Source organism: Flavobacterium sp. IB48, assembly GCF_016405855.1.
In the GTDB taxonomy this organism is placed as follows: Bacteria; Bacteroidota; Bacteroidia; order Flavobacteriales; family Flavobacteriaceae; genus Flavobacterium; species Flavobacterium ginsengisoli.
In genome coordinates, this window is sequence record NZ_JAEFCA010000004.1 from 109,466 (window position 1) to 133,185 (window position 23,720).

19 protein-coding genes are annotated in these 23,720 nt (G+C 33.5%); 10 read left to right on the forward strand and 9 right to left on the reverse strand.

Going from position 1 to position 23,720, the window contains the following annotated elements; translation table 11 throughout:
• Positions 1-10 precede the first annotated feature (10 nt).
• Positions 11-3,934 (reverse strand): starch-binding protein, encoded by a 3,924-nt coding sequence (locus tag JC605_RS13945; protein ID WP_198856778.1) that lies wholly within the window; start codon positions 3,932-3,934, stop codon positions 11-13.
• A 327-nt stretch (positions 3,935-4,261) separates the two neighbouring features.
• Positions 4,262-5,464, reverse strand: coding sequence for an aminotransferase class I/II-fold pyridoxal phosphate-dependent enzyme (locus JC605_RS13950; RefSeq protein ID WP_198856779.1), 1,203 nt, complete (start codon positions 5,462-5,464; stop codon positions 4,262-4,264).
• Positions 5,465-5,667: 203 nt separating this feature from the next.
• On the opposite strand from JC605_RS13950, the gene JC605_RS13955 reads away from it, so the two are divergent.
• Entirely contained in the window at positions 5,668-6,126 is a 459-nt protein-coding gene (locus JC605_RS13955; protein ID WP_198856780.1) for an Lrp/AsnC family transcriptional regulator, read from the forward strand.
• A gap of 362 nt (positions 6,127-6,488) precedes the next feature.
• The gene (lpdA, locus tag JC605_RS13960; RefSeq protein ID WP_198856781.1) at positions 6,489-7,892 is read left to right on the forward strand and encodes a dihydrolipoyl dehydrogenase; all 1,404 of its coding nucleotides are present in this window, start codon (positions 6,489-6,491) and stop codon (positions 7,890-7,892) included.
• 54 nt (positions 7,893-7,946) lie between these two features.
• Here the strand turns inward: lpdA and JC605_RS13965 are convergent, their stop codons facing one another.
• Complete coding sequence (locus JC605_RS13965; protein WP_198856782.1) at positions 7,947-8,435, reverse strand: hypothetical protein; 489 nt, start codon at positions 8,433-8,435, stop codon at positions 7,947-7,949.
• Positions 8,436-8,780: 345 nt separating this feature from the next.
• Between JC605_RS13965 and JC605_RS13970 the strand changes: the two genes are divergently transcribed.
• Positions 8,781-9,323 (forward strand): lipocalin family protein, encoded by a 543-nt coding sequence (locus JC605_RS13970; protein ID WP_198856783.1) that lies wholly within the window; start codon positions 8,781-8,783, stop codon positions 9,321-9,323.
• 59 nt (positions 9,324-9,382) lie between these two features.
• Here the strand turns inward: JC605_RS13970 and JC605_RS13975 are convergent, their stop codons facing one another.
• Positions 9,383-9,757: a DoxX family membrane protein gene (locus tag JC605_RS13975; protein ID WP_198856784.1), complete on the reverse strand. Its 375-nt coding sequence runs from the start codon at positions 9,755-9,757 to the stop codon at positions 9,383-9,385.
• A gap of 301 nt (positions 9,758-10,058) precedes the next feature.
• Between JC605_RS13975 and JC605_RS13980 the strand changes: the two genes are divergently transcribed.
• The 3 genes from JC605_RS13980 to JC605_RS13990 all read left to right on the forward strand — a co-directional run bounded on the left by JC605_RS13980 (position 10,059) and on the right by JC605_RS13990 (position 14,965).
• The gene (locus JC605_RS13980) at positions 10,059-11,345 is read left to right on the forward strand and encodes an anthranilate synthase component I family protein (RefSeq protein ID WP_198856785.1); all 1,287 of its coding nucleotides are present in this window, start codon (positions 10,059-10,061) and stop codon (positions 11,343-11,345) included.
• Between the two features lie 228 nt (positions 11,346-11,573).
• Positions 11,574-12,884: a tRNA lysidine(34) synthetase TilS gene (tilS, locus tag JC605_RS13985; RefSeq protein ID WP_198856786.1), complete on the forward strand. Its 1,311-nt coding sequence runs from the start codon at positions 11,574-11,576 to the stop codon at positions 12,882-12,884.
• Complete coding sequence (locus JC605_RS13990; RefSeq protein WP_198856787.1) at positions 12,884-14,965, forward strand: thioredoxin family protein; 2,082 nt, start codon at positions 12,884-12,886, stop codon at positions 14,963-14,965. The genes tilS and JC605_RS13990 overlap by 1 nt, the downstream gene beginning before the upstream one ends.
• A 347-nt stretch (positions 14,966-15,312) precedes the next feature.
• Here the strand turns inward: JC605_RS13990 and JC605_RS13995 are convergent, their stop codons facing one another.
• Positions 15,313-16,629 carry an ammonium transporter gene (locus tag JC605_RS13995; RefSeq protein WP_198856788.1) on the reverse strand — a complete coding sequence of 439 codons (1,317 nt, stop codon included), beginning with the start codon at positions 16,627-16,629 and terminating at the stop codon, positions 15,313-15,315.
• A gap of 315 nt (positions 16,630-16,944) precedes the next feature.
• On the opposite strand from JC605_RS13995, the gene JC605_RS14000 reads away from it, so the two are divergent.
• The 4 genes from JC605_RS14000 to JC605_RS14015 all read left to right on the forward strand — a co-directional run bounded on the left by JC605_RS14000 (position 16,945) and on the right by JC605_RS14015 (position 21,261).
• Positions 16,945-17,919, forward strand: a complete 975-nt coding sequence (locus tag JC605_RS14000; protein ID WP_198856789.1) for a Gfo/Idh/MocA family protein — start codon at positions 16,945-16,947, stop codon at positions 17,917-17,919.
• A 50-nt stretch (positions 17,920-17,969) separates the two neighbouring features.
• A complete protein-coding gene (locus JC605_RS14005) occupies positions 17,970-18,185 on the forward strand; it encodes a hypothetical protein (protein WP_198856790.1) in 216 nt (71 codons plus the stop codon).
• Between the two features lie 156 nt (positions 18,186-18,341).
• Complete coding sequence (locus JC605_RS14010; protein ID WP_198856791.1) at positions 18,342-19,385, forward strand: hypothetical protein; 1,044 nt, start codon at positions 18,342-18,344, stop codon at positions 19,383-19,385.
• Between the two features lie 340 nt (positions 19,386-19,725).
• Positions 19,726-21,261 (forward strand): YifB family Mg chelatase-like AAA ATPase, encoded by a 1,536-nt coding sequence (locus JC605_RS14015; protein ID WP_198856792.1) that lies wholly within the window; start codon positions 19,726-19,728, stop codon positions 21,259-21,261.
• Between the two features lie 60 nt (positions 21,262-21,321).
• Here JC605_RS14015 and JC605_RS14020 read toward each other — a convergent pair whose 3' ends face one another.
• From JC605_RS14020 to JC605_RS14035, 4 genes are all read right to left on the reverse strand, one after another.
• Positions 21,322-22,191: an alpha/beta hydrolase gene (locus JC605_RS14020; RefSeq protein ID WP_198856793.1), complete on the reverse strand. Its 870-nt coding sequence runs from the start codon at positions 22,189-22,191 to the stop codon at positions 21,322-21,324.
• A 96-nt stretch (positions 22,192-22,287) separates the two neighbouring features.
• The gene (locus JC605_RS14025) at positions 22,288-22,791 is read right to left on the reverse strand and encodes an SRPBCC domain-containing protein (protein ID WP_198856794.1); all 504 of its coding nucleotides are present in this window, start codon (positions 22,789-22,791) and stop codon (positions 22,288-22,290) included.
• 41 nt (positions 22,792-22,832) lie between these two features.
• Positions 22,833-23,330 (reverse strand): SRPBCC domain-containing protein, encoded by a 498-nt coding sequence (locus tag JC605_RS14030; RefSeq protein WP_198856795.1) that lies wholly within the window; start codon positions 23,328-23,330, stop codon positions 22,833-22,835.
• Complete coding sequence (locus JC605_RS14035) at positions 23,320-23,646, reverse strand: helix-turn-helix transcriptional regulator (protein ID WP_198856796.1); 327 nt, start codon at positions 23,644-23,646, stop codon at positions 23,320-23,322. Before JC605_RS14035 ends, JC605_RS14030 begins: the two co-directional genes overlap by 11 nt.
• Between the last annotated feature and the right edge of the window lie 74 nt (positions 23,647-23,720).

Below are 23,720 nucleotides of genomic sequence, written 5' to 3' on the forward strand. Positions count from 1 at the left end.
TTCAAAAAGTTTATTTTTTTACAATCTTTTGCATTGTTTCTACACCATTTTCTAAACGGATCGTAATAAAATACAGTCCAGAACTTAGACGGCTAACATCAATACTGCTTGTATTAGATTTTCCTTCCTGAACAATGCTTCCTTGTGCAGAAACAATAGTGTATTGGCTAATTGCAATAGTAGAATTAACCATCAAGGTATGATCTACTGGATTTGGATAAAGTCTTACTGCATAGGTTTCTTCTTCTTTGGTGTCTGGGGTAATTGCCATTCTTGAAGTGCTAGAACCCCATGTATAGGAGTAGCCATCAGTTTTACTTAATAAATCGGCAGTTTGATTTGCCGAACCGCTAGAACCATTATTGAAAATGATATTAATTGATGTTGGCCCAGTGATGGTGTATTTGTAAAAACCGTTAGTATCTGCTGTCATTGTTACGCCAGGCCAAGTAGCATTTGTTACACTTCCTGAAGGTACAGCATTCCAATAATATATTTTTGGAGTAGTTGTCCAAGTTGTAGGAGGTTTAAAGTATACAGTAAGCGTTGGAACGGCTGTAAAAGTATACGTTTCTGTTTTTACTGCTGATGCAACTCCAGAAGTATTGACAACAAAAGCTTTTAAAGTTGTATTTGACGTAAAAGCGAATGATTTACTGCCAATTGCAGAAGCAGAGCTTGTTGTTGGAGTTGCGCCGTCTAAAGTGTAATAAATGGTAGAAGAAGTTTCGTTTGCTGTTAAAACAACACTCACAGTAGTTCCAGTTGTAAATGTTCCTCCAGGTTTAGAATTGGTAAAATCTGGAGCAATAACAGGACATCTGTTCGCAGGTTCTGCATTCAGCCAACCAGAATCATAATACTTAATTCCTGCTGTAGCACTTAAATCTCCAGTTTTTAGATTACCATCATTAAAAAGTAAATTAGAAGCACTTACTGTTGACGGAAAAGTATATTTATACCAATCTCCACAATCTTGCGTCATTGCAGCTCCTGGATAAGTTACAGCAGGAGCAGTTCCAGTTGGTGACCAGTAATAAATTTTAACCGAAGAACTCCAATTGGATGGTTTCTTAAAATAAACCGTAAATGTCGTAGGAGTAGAAAAAGTATAAGTTTGTGTTTTTATAGCGGAACTTACTCCCGCGGCATTCTTAACAAAAGCCTTTAATGTTGTTGTGCTAGTTATTGTAATTGCTTTACTACCAATGGCAGAGGCAGAAGCTGTGGTAGGATCTGTTCCGTCAAGAGTATAATAAATTACAGAAGTACTTTCGTTTGCTGTTAGCGTTAGATTTAAAGTTGTTCCTGTAGTGAAATTTCCTCCTGCTTGCGAGAATGTAAAATCTGGTACTATAGAAGGGCATCTGTTTGCAGGTTCAGCACTTAGCCAGCCGTTATCATAAAATTTGATTCCACCAGTTGAATTTAGATCGCCTGTCTTTAGTGAACCATCATTAAACAATAAATTTGAAGCGCTCACTGTTGATGGGAAAGTATATTTATACCAATCTCCACAATCTTGAGTCATTGCAACTCCAGGATAAGTTACCGCAGGAGCAGTTCCTGTTGGTGACCAATAATAAATTTTTACAGCAGAATTCCAGTTGGATGGTTTTTTAAAATAAACTGTAAATTCTGGAATTGCTCCAATCGTATACGTTTTGGTTATAATATCAGATTGATTGCCATCTTTGTCAACAGCAAAAGCTTTAATTGTTGTAGTTTGCGTAATGTTGATTGTTTTTGTCGATTCCACAACTGGCGAAGCTGTTGTTGGAGTAGAACCGTCAATTGTATAATACAATTTTGGCTTCGGATCTGTGCTGTCTGTTGCTGTAATTGTTACATCTATGGCTGTAGTTGAATTTCCAGCCTCAGGCGTAAAAGCTATTTTTGGTGCAACATCTAAGTTTTTCCCAACCCAAACGTGTTGAATTTTAGATTTAGTGGTATTTCCTTTTTTATCAGTTACTTCGACATAATAGTCTAATAATTTTTCTGATATTCCTGCAATTTCGGCAGAATATTGATTTGCAATTACATCTGGAAGCATGTATAAATCGGCTTGCGGATTATTGGTAACATTTCCTTTTGGAAAAACTCTTTCTGCCATAGGCAATGTTATCCAACTTCCTACTTCGCTTCCTCCAGCATAAGTTTCATTTTGATTAGAATTAGGACTATTTTTTCCATCAACATCAATTCTGTATTTTAATTCGGCTTTCTCAATACCGCTTACATCATAAGCAAAAGTATATACCGTAAAATCGGCAGAGTTTAAGAAATCTTTATAAGCGTAAGGCGCTCCATATCCTTTTTCACCAGGATTATAAGGCCAACGTTGCGGAATAAATACAGATGGTTTCGTTGCATCAACTCCAGGATGGGCATCTAAAGTTGGTTTTGCAAATTGCACACATCGATTAACAGCAAGAGTTGTTTTTATTTCAAGATCTTCAGCTAATCCATAATAAGCATTTCCGCTGTCATATCCAGCCATTAAAAAATGCCATGCTTTTTCAGCAGGACTTACCGCAGAGGTCGGATTTACAATTTCGCTCATTCTAAGATTATTGCCTTCCAATTGCTCAGCCATAATTGCGTGGTTTTCTCCAGCAGTTGTTATCGCTTGATTCATCATATCTTCGGTCCAGCCATTCGGATTGAATTTCTTGCTAACAGGATCGTAGAAAGGCCAAAGCCAATTGGTAAACTGCGGATGTCCAAAATCTCCATCTGCGTTTACCCATGCGCCATCTTCTACGTGCACAACCGCCGATTCTGGAACAGGATTATCATATAGATATTGTGGAATCGTAGTAGCGATGTTTCCATTTGCAGAAGATGCATGAGAAAATCCCGTTACCGATTCATTGTAATAAGACGATCCGCCACCCCAAGCATTATCTCCATCATGAGCAAATAAGACCAATGGAGGTCTAGGCGAAGTCGATGCTTTTGCCACAATTGGAGCAATTAATGAAGTGCCTATTGCAGCGTATCCATCTTCATAACTCTCGTAATCTGCCATTGGAACCACAGTAATTTTATATTCTTGAGCAGTTTCTGGATCAACATATTTCGCTTTATATGGAAGATAAGAATAAGGTACTGCAAACTGTCCGCCTCGAGCATCTTTTTGGGCAGAGAACCAAGTTCCTCCAAGCGTTTCAACCTGATCGGCTTTGTTTGGAAGATCACACATGGTTCCGCCAGAGCCATATTTTATTGGATAATCGGCTAAAGTTCTTGATAAATGGCTGTTAGCAATTACCGACCATTCAATACCGCATTCTGCTAAAGTTTTTATAATTCTTTCAGAAAAAGCGCATTCTGCTGGCCAATATCCTTTAGAATCGTGGCTTCCAAATAATTGAGCGCTGTAATATTGATGCGCTTTTATTTCTTTCTTTAAAGCTTCATCACTCAATAAAGGCGAAAGCGCATGATGCATAGTGAAAGAAACTACTTCCATACGAGAAAATCCGCCAGAAGTTTTCCAAGCTTTTGCATCTTTGATATTCTGTGTCCAAGAATTAGAATATCCCCATTGATTTGCTTGGGCTAATTCATTGACATTTTCCATCAAAGAACCACCGTAAGTAATTTGAGCTCCTGCTTTGCTCAAATCACGAATAGAATTAATTGCATTTTTTGGTGCAAATTGATAAGCGGCAACACGATCTCCGGCACCAAAAATTTCTTCAAGATTGTTTGTTGGATGCGCCAGACCATTTTTGTCATTGTTGGCACCAGAAACTTTCAGGTCTTGCGATTCTTTTACGATTTGATAGCGATTTGGATTTTTCTTACTTATATCTCCCCAATAAGTCGGTTGGTGAAGATGCCATAAATAAGATGTATGCACTTGTGCTTGTAGAAATAAAAAAGGAGCAAACAATGCATAAAACAAAAGTAGGTGTTTTTTCATAATTTTATTTTAGTTAGTTAAGTGGTTAAATTTCTGACAAAAATATATTTTATTAACATTTGAAATACGTAATAATCTGAAATTCAATCACTACAACGTTTTAGTGTTTACAACTTTATTAGAAACGATGAGTTAAAAAACATTAATCGTAAAATTTGTTAGTTTTTAGTGTGTAATTCATTTTTGAACTATTTAAGTTGTTGTAAATGAGTTTTTAATGTTTTTTTTATAAACGAAAAAAATCCGCTAAGAGAAGAAAATCTTTAGCGGATTTAAACAAACTAATAAAAAATCGTGCAAATTTATTTATAGAGAAATGTTTCGTTTTTATAAGACTCCAAGCTCTTTCATGCAAGCTTTCATCATTTCGTAAGTGCGTTGAATATCGTTATCCAAACCAATAGAAAAGCGAATCAAACCATCAGTTAATCCCATTTCTTTTTGTTCTTCTAACGGAATTTCACTCGAAGTTGAAGTTCCTGGCGCACTAAATAAAGTTTTGTAAAAACCTAAACTTACCGCTAGATAACCTAGATTTCGTTCTTGCATTAACTCCATTAATTCATTGGCTTTTTCTAAAGAACCAACATCAATTGTCAGCATTCCGCCAAAACCATATTCTGGATTAATCATTGTTTTGTACAATTCATGACTCGGGTGACTTTTCAATCCAGGATAAACCGTTTTTAAACCATCTTTTTCAAATTGGTCAGCCAAATAATGCGCATTGTGACTATGCTGTTTGATGCGAATATGAAGTGTTCTCAAGTTTTTCATCACACTTGCCGAACGCAAACTATCCATTGTTGGACCTAGAAGCATGCTCGCGCCAGAATTTACATTTTTCAATGAATTAATAAATTCTTTAGATGCACAAGTTACACCGCCAACAGTATCACTGCTTCCATTAATATATTTTGTCAAACTATGAATTACAATATCTGCACCCAATTTTGCAGGAGAAACCGATAAAGGCGAAAAAGTATTATCTACAACCAATTTCAAATTGTGTTTCTTAGCAATTTTAGCCAAACCGCTAATATCTGCCACTTCTAATAACGGATTGCTCACTGTTTCGCAATACAAAACTTTAGTTTTTGACGTTATCGCAGCTTCAACAACATCGAGTTTTGTAATATCAACAAAGCTCGTTTCAATTCCGAAGCGAGGTGTAAAATTCTTTAAAAAAGCATAAGTTCCGCCATAAATCGTTCGGCTCGAAACAATATGATCTCCGGCACCACACAATTGTAATAGAGTAGGAGTAATAGCGCCCATTCCTGAAGCCGAAACATTTGCTGTTTCTGTTCCTTCCATTGCTGCCAAAGCTTGATCCAGATATAAATTACTTGGCGAAGAATGGCGCGAATACAAATAACAGCCTTCCATATTGCCTTCAAAAGTATCAAACATGGTTTTTGCCGATAAAAAAGTATAAGTCGAAGAATCTGAAATCGACGGATTTACTCCGCCAAATTCGCCAAAATATTGTAGATCCTGAATTTTATCTGCTGGTTTAAAATCTTTCATTATAGTTAGTTTTTTGTTTCAAGTTTTAAATCGTTTCTGTTGGATTTTTAGTCAAAGAAAAGTTTAATTAGAAAAAATGTCAATAAGTAGTTATTTTTATAGATTTTAAAACTATAAAAATGATTTTATGTTGATTTTTAATCTAAATTTGAGTTGTAAAATGCAATTCTGTAGATTTTCTTTCATCTTCAAAAACAATAGATATGATTCTTGACGAAATCGATAAAAAACTCCTCGTTCTGCTTCAAACCGACAGTAAAAAGACCAATAAAGAATTGTCTTTAAAACTCAATTTGTCAGTAACAGCAGTTTACGAACGAATCAAAAAACTAGAACGAGAAGGAATAATAAAAAGCTATGTGGCTTTAGTTGATAAATCTAAAATCGAAAAGGGATTTGTGGTTTTCTGTCATTTAAAACTCATTCAACACACCAAAGAATTTCTGACGAAATTTGAAAGCGAAGTCATCAAATTAAACGAAGTTCTTGAATGCCATCACGTAAGTGGAGATTATGATTATATATTGAAAGTCTTGGTAAAAGATATGGAAGCTTACAGAGAGTTTCTAGTCACAAAACTAACTTCATTACAGCATATAGGAAGTACGCAAAGTATGTTTATGATTAGTGAAGTGAAGAATTCGACGGTGATTTCGTTTTAGAGGTACTAAGGTTCTAAGTTTTTTGGGTTCAGGTTTTGTTCTCATTTTATGTCATTTCGACGAAGGAGAAATCCTCGTAAGTAACTCCGTAAAGAGAGTCCAAATCTTTGTAGAGCTTCTCGCGGAGATTTCTCCTTCGTCGAAATGACAATTAGTACATTGTTATCTTTGCCTTTAAAAAACTTTGCGACATCACACCTTTACGAGATTAAAAACAAAAAACTTAGCGATCTTCGCGTAATTCTTATCGCTCTTTGCGGTAAAACTGCAACCCAAAATTTCACGCAAAAAACATTGAAAATTAAACTTCAAAAAGAACTTTATTCCTTAAATTTGTGACGCTTAAAATAAAAAGATAAACTATGAGTTCATTTGACGTAGTCATTATAGGTTCAGGTCCTGGCGGATATGTATCAGCAATTCGTTGCGCACAATTAGGTTTCAAAACTGCTATTGTAGAAAAATATAATTCATTAGGAGGAACTTGCCTTAACGTAGGTTGTATTCCTTCAAAAGCATTATTATCATCTTCTCACCACTATTCAGAAATTGCTCATTTTGCAGATCACGGAATCGAAGTTTCTGGTGATGTAAAAATCAATTTAGAGAAAATGATTGCGCGTAAACAAGCTGTTGTAGATCAAACCGTAGGTGGAATTAACTACTTAATGGATAAAAATAAAATTACTGTTTTCAATGGTTTAGGTTCTTTCGTAGATGCAACTCATATTGCTGTTGCTAAAGCTGACGGAACTTCAGAAACTATCGAAGCAAAATATACTGTAATTGCTACAGGATCAAAACCATCTTCTTTGCCGTTTATTAAAATTGATAAAGAAAGAATCATCACTTCTACTGAAGCCTTAGCTTTAAAAGAAGTTCCAAAACACTTAGTAATCATTGGTGGTGGAGTTATCGGAATCGAGCTTGGACAAGTTTACCTTCGTTTAGGCGCTCAGGTTTCTGTGGTTGAATTCATGGACAGAATCATTCCTGGAATGGACGGAGCTCTTTCTAAAGAATTGACTAAAGTATTGAAAAAACAAGGAATGAAATTTTACGTTTCTCACAAAGTAAAATCGGTTGAAAGAAACGGCGATGCTGTTGTAGTTCAAGCTGAAAACGCAAAAGGAGAAACAATCACTCTTGAAGGAGATTATTCATTAGTTTCTGTTGGTCGTCGTCCTTACACAGACGGATTAAATGCTGACAAAGCTGGAGTAAAAATTTCAGAAAGAGGACAAGTTGAGGTAAACGATCATTTGCAAACTAGTACTCCAAATATCTACGCAATTGGTGACGTTGTTCGTGGAGCAATGTTAGCGCACAAAGCAGAAGAAGAAGGAGTAATGGTTGCTGAAATCTTAGCGGGTCAAAAACCACACATCGATTACAACTTAATTCCTGGTGTAGTTTACACTTGGCCAGAAGTTGCTGCAGTTGGGCAAACTGAGGAGCAATTGAAAGCTGCTGGAGTGAAATATAAATCTGGAAGTTTCCCATTCAAAGCTTTAGGACGTGCAAGAGCAAGTGCTGACTTAGATGGATTTGTAAAAATCTTGGCTGACGAAAAAACAGATGAGGTTTTAGGTGTTCACATGATTGGTGCTCGTACAGCAGATTTAATTGCTGAAGCGGTTACTGCAATGGAATTTAAAGCTTCTGCTGAAGATATTTCAAGAATGAGCCACGCACACCCAACTTTCGCGGAAGCGGTAAAAGAAGCAGCATTGGCAGCTACAGAAAATAGAGCTTTACACGTATAATTTTTACGTTAAACAATAAAGAAAAACCGTCAGAATTTACTCTGACGGTTTTTTTTATTCTTTAATTAATTTGAAAGTATAATAAGTTTCTTTGTTTTTGGAATAAACACTATAAACGTTTTTTGCTTCATCATAAATTTTATATCGATATTTATCGCCCTTTACACTTAGGTTTTTTCGTGACAAATTGTTACTTTCAATAAATTCAAGTTCAAATTCACAATTGCCTCTTTTTTTATAGAAAAGTTTAGAAAACGTGTTGTCGCTAAATTTTTCTATCCAAAAATTTCCATTTATAGTAACTTCTACTTTTTTTTCTCTTTCCTCCCAATAATAGAATTTTTTACATTCGTCAAAACTATTGCATTGTTCTTTTGAAATGTGATCCAAAGGTTTTTCATTTTGCATTCCCCATCCATTTTGTGTAGAGTCTTTAGGGAAAATTGCATTAAATTCATTACAGTTTTTTTGCAGGCGATAGATCATTTTTTCAAAGGCTTCACGTTGCGCTATCGTATCTTTAAATTTTGCCAAAAAAGGCATTACATGAGATTTGTTAATGCTATTAAGTCTTATCTCATCGTTTAAAATTTTATTTTGAATTAATGACTTGCATATTTCGTTATTTAAAGAATCTACTGTTTGTATAGTTTGAGATTGGCAGGTAAAAGAAAAAAAAATAAAAAATAGTAATAAATGGATTCTCATTTTTGTGTTATTGATTATCGCTCAAATTTAATGCTTTGTAGCTCATGTAACGGGATCTTTTTAAAAATTTCGAATTCTGTTGCTTTTTTTGCTTCTTAAAAATGTAAACTTGAACAAAAATTTTGTAAATTAGATGTGTATTTATGGAACTATCTTTATGATTATTAAAAAGATAGTGCTATGAAAAGTAAATATATCGCTCCAATTCTAATTGGAGCAGGAATAGGAATCGCATTGTACTCTTGTGGAGGCGGAATTCCAAAAAATGCAAAAGCTGTAACAAACTTTGACAGCAAAAAATATCTCGGAAAATGGTATGAAATTGCCAGATTAGATTACAAATGGGAAAGAGATTTGAACAATGTAACTGCCGAGTATTCTTTAAACGAGGATAATACAATAAAAGTCGATAATAAGGGCTATGATGTCAAAAAAGACAAATGGGAACAAAGTGTCGGGAAAGCTAAATTTGTCAAAAAGGACAATATTGGTATGCTGAAAGTCTCATTTTTTGGTCCTTTTTATTCTGGTTACAATGTCGTAGCAATCGATACAGATTATAAATACGCGCTTGTGGCTGGAGAAAGTTTAAAATACATGTGGATACTTTCTAGAGAAAAAACAATTCCTGAAAGTATCAAAGCAGATTTTCTTATCAAAGCTCAGGAAATTGGATATAAAGTAACCGATTTAGTTTGGGTGAAACACGATAAGATGAATTAAAACAAAAAAGCCTGTCGGATAAAATCTGACAGGCTTTTTTGTTTTTATTTAAAAATGATTTACGCAGTAAAAACACTTTTATAATTATCCCAGTATCTGTAAATCAAAAATAAATTTCCTAGAAATAGTAGCGCTGCAATTGGCAGACCGTTAGGTGTTAGGAAATAATTGATAAACAAAATATTTACCGTAATTGGTAAGATCAAAATGTTTGCTAAAGTTACATAACGCCCAGTTACAAATGCAATTCCGCAAAGTAATTCGATAGATTTTGCTAGAGGCATTAAATACGTAGAAGCCATTAAACCAACATTAAAGGCTTTAAAATCTCCTGTAGTTTCTGGCTCAGGCATTAGATGGAAAAAATAACTGATAGAGGCAAAAAGCAACAAAAGGCCAATTAAAACACGGACAATAATTGTGGCAATTTTCATAATACTTAGGATTTTTTTAGGGTTAAAAAATATAATTAAGTCATTGGAAAAGATGCAGTCTAAAAGCTCAAAATAGAATCGCAGATTATTTTTTTTTGAGATTCTTTTTTAAGGATTTTACAATCAAATTAGGGCTGTTTTAGGATTAATCTAATTGTATATCAAATATAACGAATTTTTTCTTATAAAATAAATGTCTTTTTAACAGTTTTGTAATGTAATTCAAATCGTTAGATTATTTTTTTTGCTTTCCGCTAATGACAGAATTTTGTCGTAATTTTGACCTTTAAAATTACCATTTTTGAGAGTTTCCATTCATAAAAATATTGCCAATCCAAAACTGTTTAAAGAGCAGCTTTTAAGTTGGGCGCAGCAATTTCGCGAAGTCGTTTTTTTAGACAGCAATTCTTATCCGCAGCAGTATTCCAATTTTGACTGCATATTGGCAGTAGATGCATTTACTTCTTTACAAACAGATTATTACAATGCTTTTGAAGATTTAAAACAATATCAGCAAAATACAAAAGACTGGCTTTTTGGATACCTTTCTTATGATTTAAAGAATGATGTCGAAAAACTTCAATCGAACAATTTTGATGGTTTACATTTTCCTGATTTGTTTTTCTTTCAGCCTAAAAAGATTTTTATTCTGAGAGGAAATGAACTTGAAATACAATATTTAATGTTTTGCGATGACGAACTTGAAGAGGATTTTAATGAAATAGTCGAAAGTCGAAAGTCGAAAGTTGAAAGTAAAGAAAAGCTAAATATTCACCAACGCATTTCTAAAGAATTATATGTTCAGAAAGTGAATAAAATGCTGGAACATATACATATTGGAGATATGTATGAAGCGAATTTCTGTATGGAATTTTATGCCGAAAATGCAGTTATTAATCCGTTAGAAAAATTTCAGAAGCTTAATGAGATTTCGCAACCGCCTTTTTCGGTTTTCTTTAAAAACTATAAAAACTATCTGCTTTCTGCATCGCCAGAACGCTATTTAAAAAAAGAAGGAGATAAGATCATTTCTCAGCCAATAAAAGGAACTTCTAAACGTTTTTCTGATCCAATTGAAGATGAAAAGTCGAAAAATATTTTAGTTTCAGATGCCAAAGAACGAGCAGAAAATATCATGATAACTGATTTGGTTCGAAATGATTTATCGCATACAGCACAAAAAGGTTCGGTTGTGGTTGAAGAACTCTGCGGAATCTATTCTTTTCTGCAAGTGCACCAAATGATTTCTACAATTACTTCAAGATTAGATTCGCAATATTCTCCGGTAGACGTTTTAAAAACAACCTTTCCGATGGGAAGTATGACAGGTGCGCCAAAGATTTCTGTAATGGAAATTGTGGAGAATCTAGAAGAAACCAAAAGAGGATTATACAGTGGCGCAGTTGGCTATTTTACACCTGTTGGCGATTTTGATTTTAATGTTGTAATCAGAAGTATTTTATACAATCAAGAAAATAAATATGTTTCATTTTCGGTTGGAAGCGCCATAACATCGCTTTCAGTTCCAGAAAAAGAATACGAAGAATGTTTGCTAAAGGCAAAAGCAATGCACGAAGTTTTGCAGTAATTTTTATTCGCCACCAATTGCACAAATTTGCACGAATTATTTTTTTTTTTGCCACAGATTAAAAAGATTCGCACAGATTTTTTAATCATTTTAATCCTTTTAATCTGTGGCTATTTTATAGAATTTAGCAAAAAAAAATTTGTGGAATTCGTGGAATTCGTAGCAAAAATATATTCGCTTAACATTTCGTTTAAAAATAGATCGAATTTAATTTTTTACTTTTATCAGATGTTTTCAAAATTTCAAAATCATATCGTTTCAAGGTTTCCCTTTTTAGCACAGAAAAAGCTTTTTTTGGCTGTGAGTGGCGGGTTAGACAGTATGGTTTTATTACATTTATTAAGTAAAATGCCTTTTGAGATTGCTGTTTTACATTGCAATTTTCAACTTCGCGGATTGGAAAGTTTTGGAGATCAGGAATTTATTCAAAACTATTGCGATCAGAATAATATCTCGATTTTTACCACTCATTTTGATACTGAAGCTTTTGCGAAAGATTATAAATTATCAACTCAAGTTGCTGCAAGAGAACTTCGCTACAGTTGGTTTTATGAACTTTTGGAAAAAGAAAACTTCGATTATATTCTCACAGCACATCATGCCGATGATAATTTGGAAACTTTTATTATCAATTTAACTCGCGGAACAGGATTAGAGGGTTTAACTGGAATTCCAGAACAAAACGATAAAATTATTCGTCCGCTTCTGCCTTTTTCTAGAGAAGAAATTTTGAAATATGCAGAAGAGAATAAGATAGAATGGCGTGAAGACAGCAGTAATGCTTCTACTAAATATTTGCGAAATAAAATCCGTCATAATTTGGTTCCGATTTTAAAAGAAATTAATCCTAATTTCTTAGATGCTTTTCAAAAGACACAGTCATTTCTTCAAGAGTCAAAAGAAATGGTTGAAGACGCGTCGATTATGATTTATCAGCAGGTTGCAAAAGAAGCAGGTGATGACATTCATTTCGATTTAAATCAGCTAAAAAAACTTCCGAATTATAAATCGTATTTGTATCAATGGCTTAATGAATTTGGTTTTACAGCATGGAATGATATTTATGATTTAGTTGAAGGACAATCAGGAAAACAAGTTCTTTCGGAGGAATTTAGATTGCTAAAAAATAGAGAAACGCTCATCTTAAGTCCATTTTCTGAAATGCCAGAAGAAAGCGAATATGAAATTGGCGAAAACGAGACAGAAGTTAATTTTCCCTTAAAAATGAGTCTTTGTAACGTTGGTCACACAACATTCGGTTCAAATAAGGTTATATTTGTCGATTCCGATAAAATCCGCTTTCCTTTGATTTTACGTAAATGGAAAGAAGGAGATGTTTTTCAGCCTTTTGGAATGAGAGGAAAATCTAAAAAAGTTAGCAAGCTTTTTAAAGACGAAAAATTATCATTAATTGAAAAAGAAAAAACTTGGATTTTATGTTCTGAAAATGAAATCGTTTGGGTTGTTGGAATAAGACAGGACGAACGTTTTAAAATAGAGAAAACCACAAATCAAATACTAAAAATAGAATTACAATAATGAACTTTACTCAAAATCTTCAGACAAATTTGTCAAAAAATATTTGGACTAAAACCATTTTACTGTTCGTGTTTTTCTTTGCTTTTGCAAAAGGTAATGCACAAATATTAGAACCCGTAAAATGGACTTCTAAAATTGAGAAAAAAGGAAACAATGCAGTTTTAATTTTTGATGGAACAATCGAAAAAGACTGGCATATGTATTCGCAATTTACTCCAGACGGCGGACCTTTGGCATTAGAAATAACTTTTAAAAATCAAAAAGGAAATTACGAACTAGTTGGAAAAGCTAAAGAAGGTAAAACCAGAACAGCTTACAATGATGTTTTTGGTGTAGATGAAACTTTCTTTGAAGGGAAAGCACACATTGAGCAAGAAATAAAAATTATAAATCCGAACTTAAAAACGGTTGATGTAGATTTTGATTTTCAGGTTTGTAAAGAAGTATGCATCAATTCGAACAAGAAATTCTCGATTGCAGTGCCTTCGACTTTTAAAATAGATGAAATGCCAGTTGTAACTGAAGCTAAAGCTGATGAAACCAAAGTGGTTGGATTGGCTGTTGATACTGTTAAAAAAGAAGAAGCAGTCCAGCCAAAAGTTGAAAAGACAGCAGAAGCTGCTGAAGAAGAAACTCCTGCGCCAGCGCCAGCAAGAAGTTTGTTTTCAATCTTTTTCATTGCTTTTTTATCAGGATTTGCAGCATTGCTGACTCCTTGCGTTTTCCCGATGATCCCGATGACAGTGAGTTTCTTTACTAAACAAAGTAAAAGCCGTGCAAAAGGAATTAGAAATGCGATTATCTACGGATTTTCTATTATTGCTATTTATGTAATTTTAGGTCTTATTGTAACTAAAATATTTGGTGCAGATGCCTTAAACGCTTTGTCTACAGATGTTTGGTTTAACTTGATTTTCTTCGTTATCTTAATTATTTTTGCTACTTCATTTTTGGGAGCTTTCGAAATCATGCTTCCTAATTCATGGGCAAACAAAGCAGATCAACAAGCTGATAAAGGCGGTTTAATCGGAATATTATTTATGGCTCTGGCTTTGGCAATTGTGTCATTCTCTTGTACAGGGCCAATTGTTGGAACTTTATTAGTTGAAGCGGCATCAAACGGAGGAATTGCTCCAATTGTTGGAATGTTAGGTTTCTCGTTGGCATTAGCACTTCCGTTTATGTTATTTGCCATGTTTCCAGGTTGGTTAAATTCGTTGCCAAAATCTGGAGGATGGTTAAATACGGTAAAAGTTGTTTTAGGGTTTTTAGAATTAGCATTAGCATTTAAATTCTTATCAAATGCAGATTTGGTTTTACAATTACATTTCTTAGAAAGAGAAGTTTTCATCGCAATCTGGATTGCTATTTTTGGAGCTTTGACCTTATATTTATTCGGAAAAATTACATTGCCTCATGATAGTCCAACACACCATATTTCTGTTGGACGATTGTATTTAGGATTACTAACTTTAGTATTTACAATGTATTTAATTCCTGGACTTTGGGGAGCACCTTTAAAGTTAATTAGTGCATTCCCGCCTCCTCCGCAATATAGTGAAAGTCCGTTTGGAGTTGGAGGATCAGGAAATGGAGCAGTTTCTTCAGAAGCAGGGAAAGGTTTGCCTGAAGGAGCAGAATTAGGTCCGCACGGAATTATGGTTTTTCACGATTACGAAGATGGTTTAGCTTATGCAAAGCAAATCAACAAACCAATCATGCTAGATTTTACAGGCTATGCTTGTGTAAACTGCAGAAAAATGGAAAATAACGTTTGGTCTGAACCTGCAATTTTACCAATTCTAAAAAATGATGTGGTTTTAATTTCTCTTTATGTTGATGATAAACGTGAATTGCCAAAAGAAGAGCAATTTACAACTGCCGCTGGAGATAAAATTATTACAGTTGGAGATAAATGGACAGATTTTATGATCTCAAAATATAAAACCAATACACAGCCTTTATATGTTATTACAGATTTGGAAGGAAAAAATATGAATGCTTCTAAACCGACAATTAGCTACGTAAACGCTGATGAATATTTAGAATGGCTAAAAGAAGGAATTGCTAATTTTAAATAATGAAGTTTTCTATTTTTTTAGATTTAATAATAAGTGGAGCATTTGGGTTAGTTGCGTTTTTATGGTATTTAGCTAGTAAAGATAATGTAAAGACACGTCGAGAAAAAGGAGATGATGAATCGATTACAAAGTCTGAGATTTTTAGATCTTGGTTAATAATTATCTTTTTGTGCATATTATGTCTCGTTTATTTTTTCTCGTTCATTGGCTCTCTTTCGTTTTAATCAAAAAAAAGTAATATATAAAAATAAAAAGGTTTGATTTTAATTCAAAAAGCAAAAAGCACTCTAAGTCAAATTTAGAGTGCTTTTTTATTTATCAAGTAATGTGAGAAAGGGAATTTGTTTTTATAAGAATTCTCCGTGTTGAGAGATGTCTAATCCTAGTTCTTCTTTTTCTTCAGTAACTCTTAGAGGAGTAATTTTGTTTACAATGAAGAATAAAGCGTAAGAAGCTACAAAGGCAAAGATTGAAACAATCACTAAAGCAGTTAATTGGTTAATGAACAATGTTGGAGTTCCGAAGATTAAACCTTGATTATCTCCAACTGCAGGATTAACTGCTTTTGAAGCGAAAACTCCAGTTAAAAGCATACCTACCATACCGCCAACACCGTGACAAGCAAATACATCAAGAGCATCATCGATTTTTCCTTTAGGGAATTTGCTTACTACAATATTACTTACAATTGCAGAGAATAAACCAATGAAGATTGCGTGAGGAATACTTACGAAACCAGCAGCAGGTGTAATAGCAACAAGACCAACAACAGCTCCGATACAAGCTCCTAGAGCAGATAATTTATGTCCTAAAATTTTATCAAGGAAAACCCAAGCCATAGCAGCGGCAGCGGCAGCAACAGTTGTTGTTCCTAAAGCTTGAGCAGCAAGACCATTTGCTCCTAAAGCAGATCCAGCGTTAAAGCCAAACCATCCGAACCAAAGTAAACCTGTTCCTAATAATACATAAGTAATTCTAGCAGGATTAACTTTTTGAACTTTTCTTTTTCCTAAGAACATAGCTCCAGCCAAAGCAGCCCATCCAGCGCTCATATGCACTACTGTTCCTCCGGCGAAGTCCAGAACTCCCATTTTGAAGAAAACTCCATCAGGGTGCCATGTCATATGAGCAAGAGGAGCATATATTAAAATAATGAATAAAACCATGAATAACAGATAAGCCCAGAAACGAATACGTTCTGCAAAAGCACCTGTAATTAATGCAGGAGTAATGATGGCGAATTTTGCCTGAAATAATGCGAATAAAATAAATGGAATTGTTGGTGCAAGACTCCAAGCTGTGTTAGTTCCAACTCCTGCAAAGAATAAATTCTGAGATGGGTTTCCTATAATTCCACCAATTGTTGGTCCAAAAGCCAATCCAAAAGCAACAACTGTCCATAGAATAGTAACAATTACCATTGCCATAAAACTTTGAAGCATAGTACTAATTACGTTTTTCTTACCTACCATACCTCCGTAGAAAAATCCTAATCCAGGTGTCATTAACAATACAAAAGCAGTTGCAACGATCATCCAGGCAGTATCTCCAGTATCAAATTTTACAGCTTCTGCAGGAATTGGGTTGTCTGCAATAATAAAATTTGAAATAAAGGTTAGTACCAAAATCGTGATAAGAATCACACTTAAAATAATTTTTCGCATAGTTATTTAGTTTTAAATTTTTTATAAAAGTATAAAATCATTTAATACCCCCTAAAAAAATAGGGTTACATGTTTAATTTTTGTTAAATTTAAAATTTAACCCCTATCATTTTGCGTGAATTTCTTAAAACAAACTTAAAATTTACAATTTGACAACATTTTTTTTTCACTTACCCTCAATTTTGATAATTTTTAGGGTAATTGATTGCTATTTTTTGTAGGATAATAGATATTTGTTGTTTAAAAAACGTCTAGAGTTGGTTGTAAAGGATTTTTTTGAATCATTTTAACAATTTTGATGATTATAATTTAAGGATGAAAAATAGAAGTATTAAGTGGGGAATAGTAGGATTGGGAAATATTGCAAGTCAGTTTGCATCAGATTTATTATTGATTGAAAATGCTGAACTGACAGCAGTTGCTTCTAGAGATTTTTCTAAAGCAGAGGAATTTGGCGGAAAATTCAATGCATTAAGAATGTATAATTCTTATGATTTGCTTTTTGAAGATCCAGAAGTTGAGATTGTGTATATCGCAACTCCTCATAATTCGCATGCCGAATTATCCATAAAAGCGTTAGAGAAAGGAAAACATGTTTTATGCGAAAAGCCAATGGCGCTATCTTACAAAGATGCCGAAAGAATGATTGAAGCTTCCAAAAAGCACAATACGTTTTTTATGGAAGCTTTTTGGACTCGATTTATTCCATCAGTTCAAGATGTTTTGCAAAAAATCAATAAAGGAGCAATCGGTAAAGTAAATTATATAAAAGCCGATTTTGCCTTTCATGGAAGTGAAAAAGAAAACAAAAGACTTTTTGATAAAGAACTAGGCGGAGGAGCTTTATTTGATATTGGCGTTTATCCTTTATTTCTGTCTTATATAGTATTAGGAAAACCAAAAGAGATTGTGGCAAAAGCAATCAAACATAAAAATGATATTGATCTGCAAACTTCGATGATTTTGCAATACGAAGCAGCCCAATCAGTTTTGCATGCTTCAATAGTTTCGGAATCTGATATGAAAGCGGTTATTTCAGGAACAAAAGGTCAAATAGAATTAAACGCTCCGTGGTTTATTGCCGATGGTTATTCTCTATTTAAAAATGAAGAAAAAGAAGCTACTTTTACTTTATCAACTTTAGGAAAAGGATATTCTCATGAAATTATAGAATGCCAGAATTGTATTTTGAATAATGAAATTGAGAGCAAACTTTGGTCACATCAGAATTGTTTGGAGTTGAGTAGTATTGTGGAGGTGATTAAAAATCAAATTATGCTGCCTTTTTAATATTAGGGTAGATTTTATTTTTTATATGTTTATAATTAAAACAATAATAAATGAATATTGTAAAAATGGAAGACTTAAACATTGCTGATTTAAAAGCGGCTTATGATTTTAATGCTATGGAAAGAAAAGATTTAAGAAAATTGCTTAAATCTAATGGCATAAAAGATTTCAATGCTAATGCAGAATATCAAGATTTAATGGTAATACAAGAAAACTTATATAATGCATTGCAAGATAGAATTAATGCTATTGAAATGACTTGGTAGCATATTAGAGATTATTTGTCTAATGTTCTTTTAGATAATGTTTTTTATTTGCGATAAGGAGAATTTTTTATGGCATTGAAAAACAGTATTTGTACTTGTTATTAACAGGAATTGCTTTCATAATTTTAGCCATCCAAAAACTAAAAATATCTAATTATGAAAAGAATTTTACTCCTACTGTTAATTTTTATGGCTACTCGTGGCTTTACTCAAGTTTTTACAAGCTCTAAAGAACCTCCAATTGAAATCTTTGTTAATGGTCGATATACATTTAAAAAATATGGACAAATTAAAAACACTTCAAAAGAGGAAGTAATTGATACAATTTTCAATTTTGAAATGCAGAAAAATACTTCTGTTGTTATTCAAAGTTTAAATCAAAAAGACAAATATATTTACTTTCGAACTGATCCTGAATCAAGTTATGATTTATATGGAATATCAGTAGATAACTTTACAAATTATACGCAACAAAGATATCGAAGATACAAAAGCACAGAAGTAGGTCTTTATACAATTCCATTTAAGCTTAGAGGTTTTGGGACTGATAATTTTGATTTTGAAACTAACCTTTCACTACTTGCTAATCTTGTAGTTGGTTTTGGTACGAGACAAAGCCAATTATCTTGGTTCGATGCATCTGTTGGAATTGGTTTATCTACCATCTCCTTAGATAAAATCAATAGTAACGTAACAGAACCTCGAACAGCATCTGCATTAACACTTAGTGCAGGAGGAGTTTTCAAGTTTACATCTCGTGCAAATTTGGGTTTTTTTGTTGGTGGTGATTTTTTAGGAAAGAAAGACCAAAGCGTTAATTGGAAATATAATGAGAAACTATGGTTAGGGATTGGTATAAATATTAGTTTTAATAAATTAGAAACAGATAAACCTGCAACGAAGACAACAGATGGTGAATTAAGAAAATTAGCGAATAGTAATGAAGAAATGAAAAATGCTTTAAAGGCAGACAAAGATAGAGCTGATAAAGTTACAGCAAATGCATTAGCAAAACTTAATACTACTGTAAGTTTAGATCCGAATGAAAAAACAAAAGAAACTCAAAGAATTCAAACGCTAAACAAGGAGAAGAAAGACAAAGCTGATGAAAAAATTAAAGAGATTGAAAAAGCCAATGAAGTGGTAGAAAAAGAAATCGAAAGGAGAAAAAGATGGTATAAAATTTGGAATTGGTTTTAAATTATTGAAAAAAGAGGTTATTTAGACCTCTTTTTTTTTCATCCGATAAATATTTTTTGTGCCTTTACAGGTGAAAAAAAATCAGATATCAGTCTTCCTAAATAAAACTTATGTCAAAGTAAAAAAAGCAAATTTTGCTACAAATCATTACGGCATTATATAAATGATTTTCTTTTCAACAGGTAATTCTTGTAGCTAATTTATTTGAATCTCATAATTGAGTATGAAAAAAATTAGCAGATGAAAGAAAGTTATGAATTTAAAGTAGTAAAATATTTACATTTTATATTTTTTACTCGCATTTAATTAAATACTTTTACTTTTTTATAAGAATTTATTTATGTTAGTAAAAGTTTACGGAAGTGCCGTTTTTGGAGTCAAGGCCACAACAATTACAGTTGAGGTTCATATGGATAAAGGAATTGGCTATCATTTGGTTGGGCTTCCAGATAATGCCATAAAAGAGAGCAGTTATAGAATCGCTGCTGCTCTTAAAAATAATGGTTACAGTCTTCCAGGAAAGAAAATCACAATCAATATGGCACCTGCTGATCTTAGAAAAGAAGGTTCTTCTTATGATCTAACTTTGGCAATGGGAATTTTAGTCGGTTCAGACCAGATTAAAGCTCCAGAAATAGAGCGATATATTATTATGGGAGAACTTTCTCTCGATGGGAGTTTGCAGCCTATTCGCGGAGCATTGCCAATTGCTATAAAAGCGAAAGAAGAAGGCTATAAAGGGTTTTTTCTTCCGATTCAAAATGTAAAAGAAGCTGCAATTGTAGCAGGTTTAGATGTGTATGGAGTTTCCAATCTTCAGGAAATAATTGATTTTTTTAAAGGAAAAGGAACGCTAGAGCCAACAGTTATTGATACAAGAGCAGAATTTTATAAAACATTAGATTTTCCCGAGCATGATTTTTCAGACGTGCGTGGGCAAGAAAGCATTAAACGCTGTATGGAAATTGCGGCGGCGGGCGGACATAATATCATTTTAATTGGTCCGCCGGGAGCAGGAAAAACAATGTTAGCAAAACGTGTTCCGAGTATTTTACCACCAATGACTTTGCGTGAAGCCTTAGAAACCACTAAAATTCATAGTGTTGCAGGAAAGTTAAAGGAAGTCGGATTAATGAATCAGAGACCATTTAGAAGTCCACATCATACTATTTCTAATGTTGCTTTGGTTGGTGGCGGAAGCTATCCTCAGCCTGGGGAAATTTCGATGGCGCACAATGGTGTTTTGTTTTTAGATGAATTGCCAGAATTTAAACGTGATGTTTTAGAAGTGATGCGTCAGCCGTTAGAAGATCGCGAAGTAACTATTTCGAGAGCTAAGTTTACCATTACTTATCCTTCGTCTTTTATGCTGGTAGCAAGTATGAATCCAAGTCCAAGCGGATTCTTTAACGATCCGAGCGTGCCAAATACTTCTTCTCCACAGGAAATGCAACGTTATATGAGTAAAATTTCTGGACCATTATTGGATCGAATTGATATTCATATAGAAGTTACTCCTGTTCCTTTTGAGAAATTGGCTGATGAAAGAAAAGCAGAAAGCAGTGTAGAAATTCGCAAACGAGTTACAGCAGCTAGAGAAATTCAGACCAAACGATTTGAAACGGTAGAAAATGTTCATTACAATGCGCAAATGAGCAGTAAACTCATTCGAGAATTTTGTGTTTTAGACGAACCTTCAAAAGAACTGCTAAAAACTGCAATGGAACGATTGAATCTTTCCGCGAGGGCTTATGATAGAATTTTGAAAGTTTCAAGAACAATAGCCGATTTAGATTATTCCGAAAATATTGTTTCGTCTCATATTGCCGAAGCTATTCAATATAGAAGTTTGGATAGAGAAGGATGGCTTGGATAGAATTGTTGTATGTAAAATGTGAAATGACAAGTTTTACATTTCACATTTTACAAAAAAATATTATTCCTTGTTTTTAGGATAAAAGAATTTGAAAGAATTAAAAACTGCTGTATGCAGAATTGAACCATGATTTTCTTCTGGGAAATAATCGAAGTAAGTTTTTACATTTTTGCTTTTAGATCCTTTTAGTTTTTCTGCAAGTAAATTGGCATCAACTTCCATAACATGCGGAATTGCAGTTGGAGCCAATCCTTCTTTTCCAACAGCAACATAAATTTCGGTTGGCTGTTTAAAATTTTCTTTCAGCATTTCAGAATCCAAATCTAACAAAGAACCATTATTCCACCATAAGCTCGGACTTATAATAACGTATTTATTAAAAAGAGTTGGTTTTTTAAGCAGGATTTCAGTTCCTAACAACCCGCCAAGAGACTGTCCGATGATAGTTTTAGAATCGTTGGTTTTGTATTTTTTTTCAATAAAAGGCTGTAATTCTTTTTCGATAAAAGCAATAAACTGATCAGAATGCCCTGTTGTAGGAAAACGGGTTTTGTCTTTTTCGATAGTAGTTGGAAAAGTGAAATCTCTCTTTCTGTCGACAGTTGCAATTCCTACAACAATTGATTTTGGAACCTGATTAATCCATTCAAAACTATTAAACTGAACTAATCCAGAAATATGAATAAAATCTTCATCGGCAGAACCGTCCAATAAATAAATTACAGGGTATTTTGTTGCTTCAGCAGGATTATAGCCTTCGGGAAGATAAATATTGAGAATTCTTTTTTCGTTTAATTCTTTTGATTGAATTTCGTCAATTACGCCAAGCACAAAAGGCTTTGAAGTTTCTATGGTTTTTGTTTTATTCTTTTGGCTGAATGCTAAAGTCGAAGAAAAAAGTAAAAAGGCCAAGGCAAAAAATTTGTTCATTGATAGTAAAGTAAAAATGTTTATGTAAAACGAAAATACAATTTTAATATCAGTAAATTCTTCTTTTGTTTTGGCCTTTTATATGTAATTGGATGATTATTTTACTTTTTCTGCAAAAATAGCATCCAAACCTTCCATAGCAATGGTAAAACCTTCTTTGAATCCCATTTGAATAATCATTTCCAGATCGGATAATTTTTCGTGCTTGATTACGACATCAACAAAAGTAGAACCATCTTTTTCAGAGAAAGTAACGTCCCAGTCAGAACGCGGAAATTCTTCGTTTAAGTTTCCTTCGCTGTCGCTAAAAGCATCTAGCCATTTTACGTTTGTCTTCGGATTTATTGAAGTATAATCGGCAATAGCCCAATGTTCTTCACCTTCAGGGCCAACCATTGCATACAATCGTCGTCCGCCTTCTTCAAAATTCATGCTTTTTGTTTTTGATTTCCACGGAGCTGGCGCCCACCACAAATCTAGAATTTGAGGTTCTGTCCAAGCCGACCATACTTGTGGCAATGAAGCATTAAATTCGCGTTTTACATTTACAGTTTTATTTTCTTTGTCTACAGTAAAATTCATTAAAAGATTTGATTTCATTTTCTTTAGATTTTAAGTTGTAAATCGTTAATTAGATTGGTTTATTTTTCTGCTAAGATTTTGTCCAAACCTTGCATTGCCGAAGTAAAACCTTCTCTAAAGCCCATTTCAATTATTTTTTGCAATTCTTCAAAACTGTCACGTCTAATCACGATGTCAACAATTGTAGAACCGTTTTGTTCAGAAAAAGTGATATCCCAATACGAACTAGCAAATTCTGAATTCGGATTTCCTTCTGCATCAGAAAAAGTAGCAGAATGTTTAAAGTTAGTTTTCGGAGAAATAGAAGAATACTCAAAATAACTCCAACGTTCTGTACCGTCTGGACCAACCATGGCATATAATCTTTTTCCGCCTTCTTTAAACTCCATTGTTTTGGTTTTAGATACAAAAGGAGCCGGCGCCCACCATAAATCTAAAATTTCAGGTTCTGTCCAAGCAGACCAAACGTTAGACAATGGCGCGTCGAATTCGCGTTTTACATTTACAGTTTTATTTTCCTTATCTACAGAAAAATTCATTAATAAATCAGTTTTCATTTTCTTTAGCTTTTAAGTTTAGTAATACTTGATCCAATTGGCTAAAACGCTGTTCCCAAATTGCTTTAAACTGCTCTAGCCATTCATCAACTTCTTTCATTTTTTCAATTTTGAGCTGATAATAAATTTCTCTACCCAATTTTTTTTCTTCCAATAAATCACATTCATTTAGTATTTTAATGTGTTTAGAAACCGCCTGTCTTGTAGTTTGAAACTGCTCTGCAATAGCATTTGGTGTTAATGCAGTAGAAGAAATCAAAACTAATATTGCTCTTCTCGTCGGATCGGCAATAGCTTGAAAAATATCTCTTTTCATTTTTCTGAGTATAAATTCGCAACTAATCAGTTGCAAATATACGCAACTTTTTGGTTGCATAATTAAAAAATATG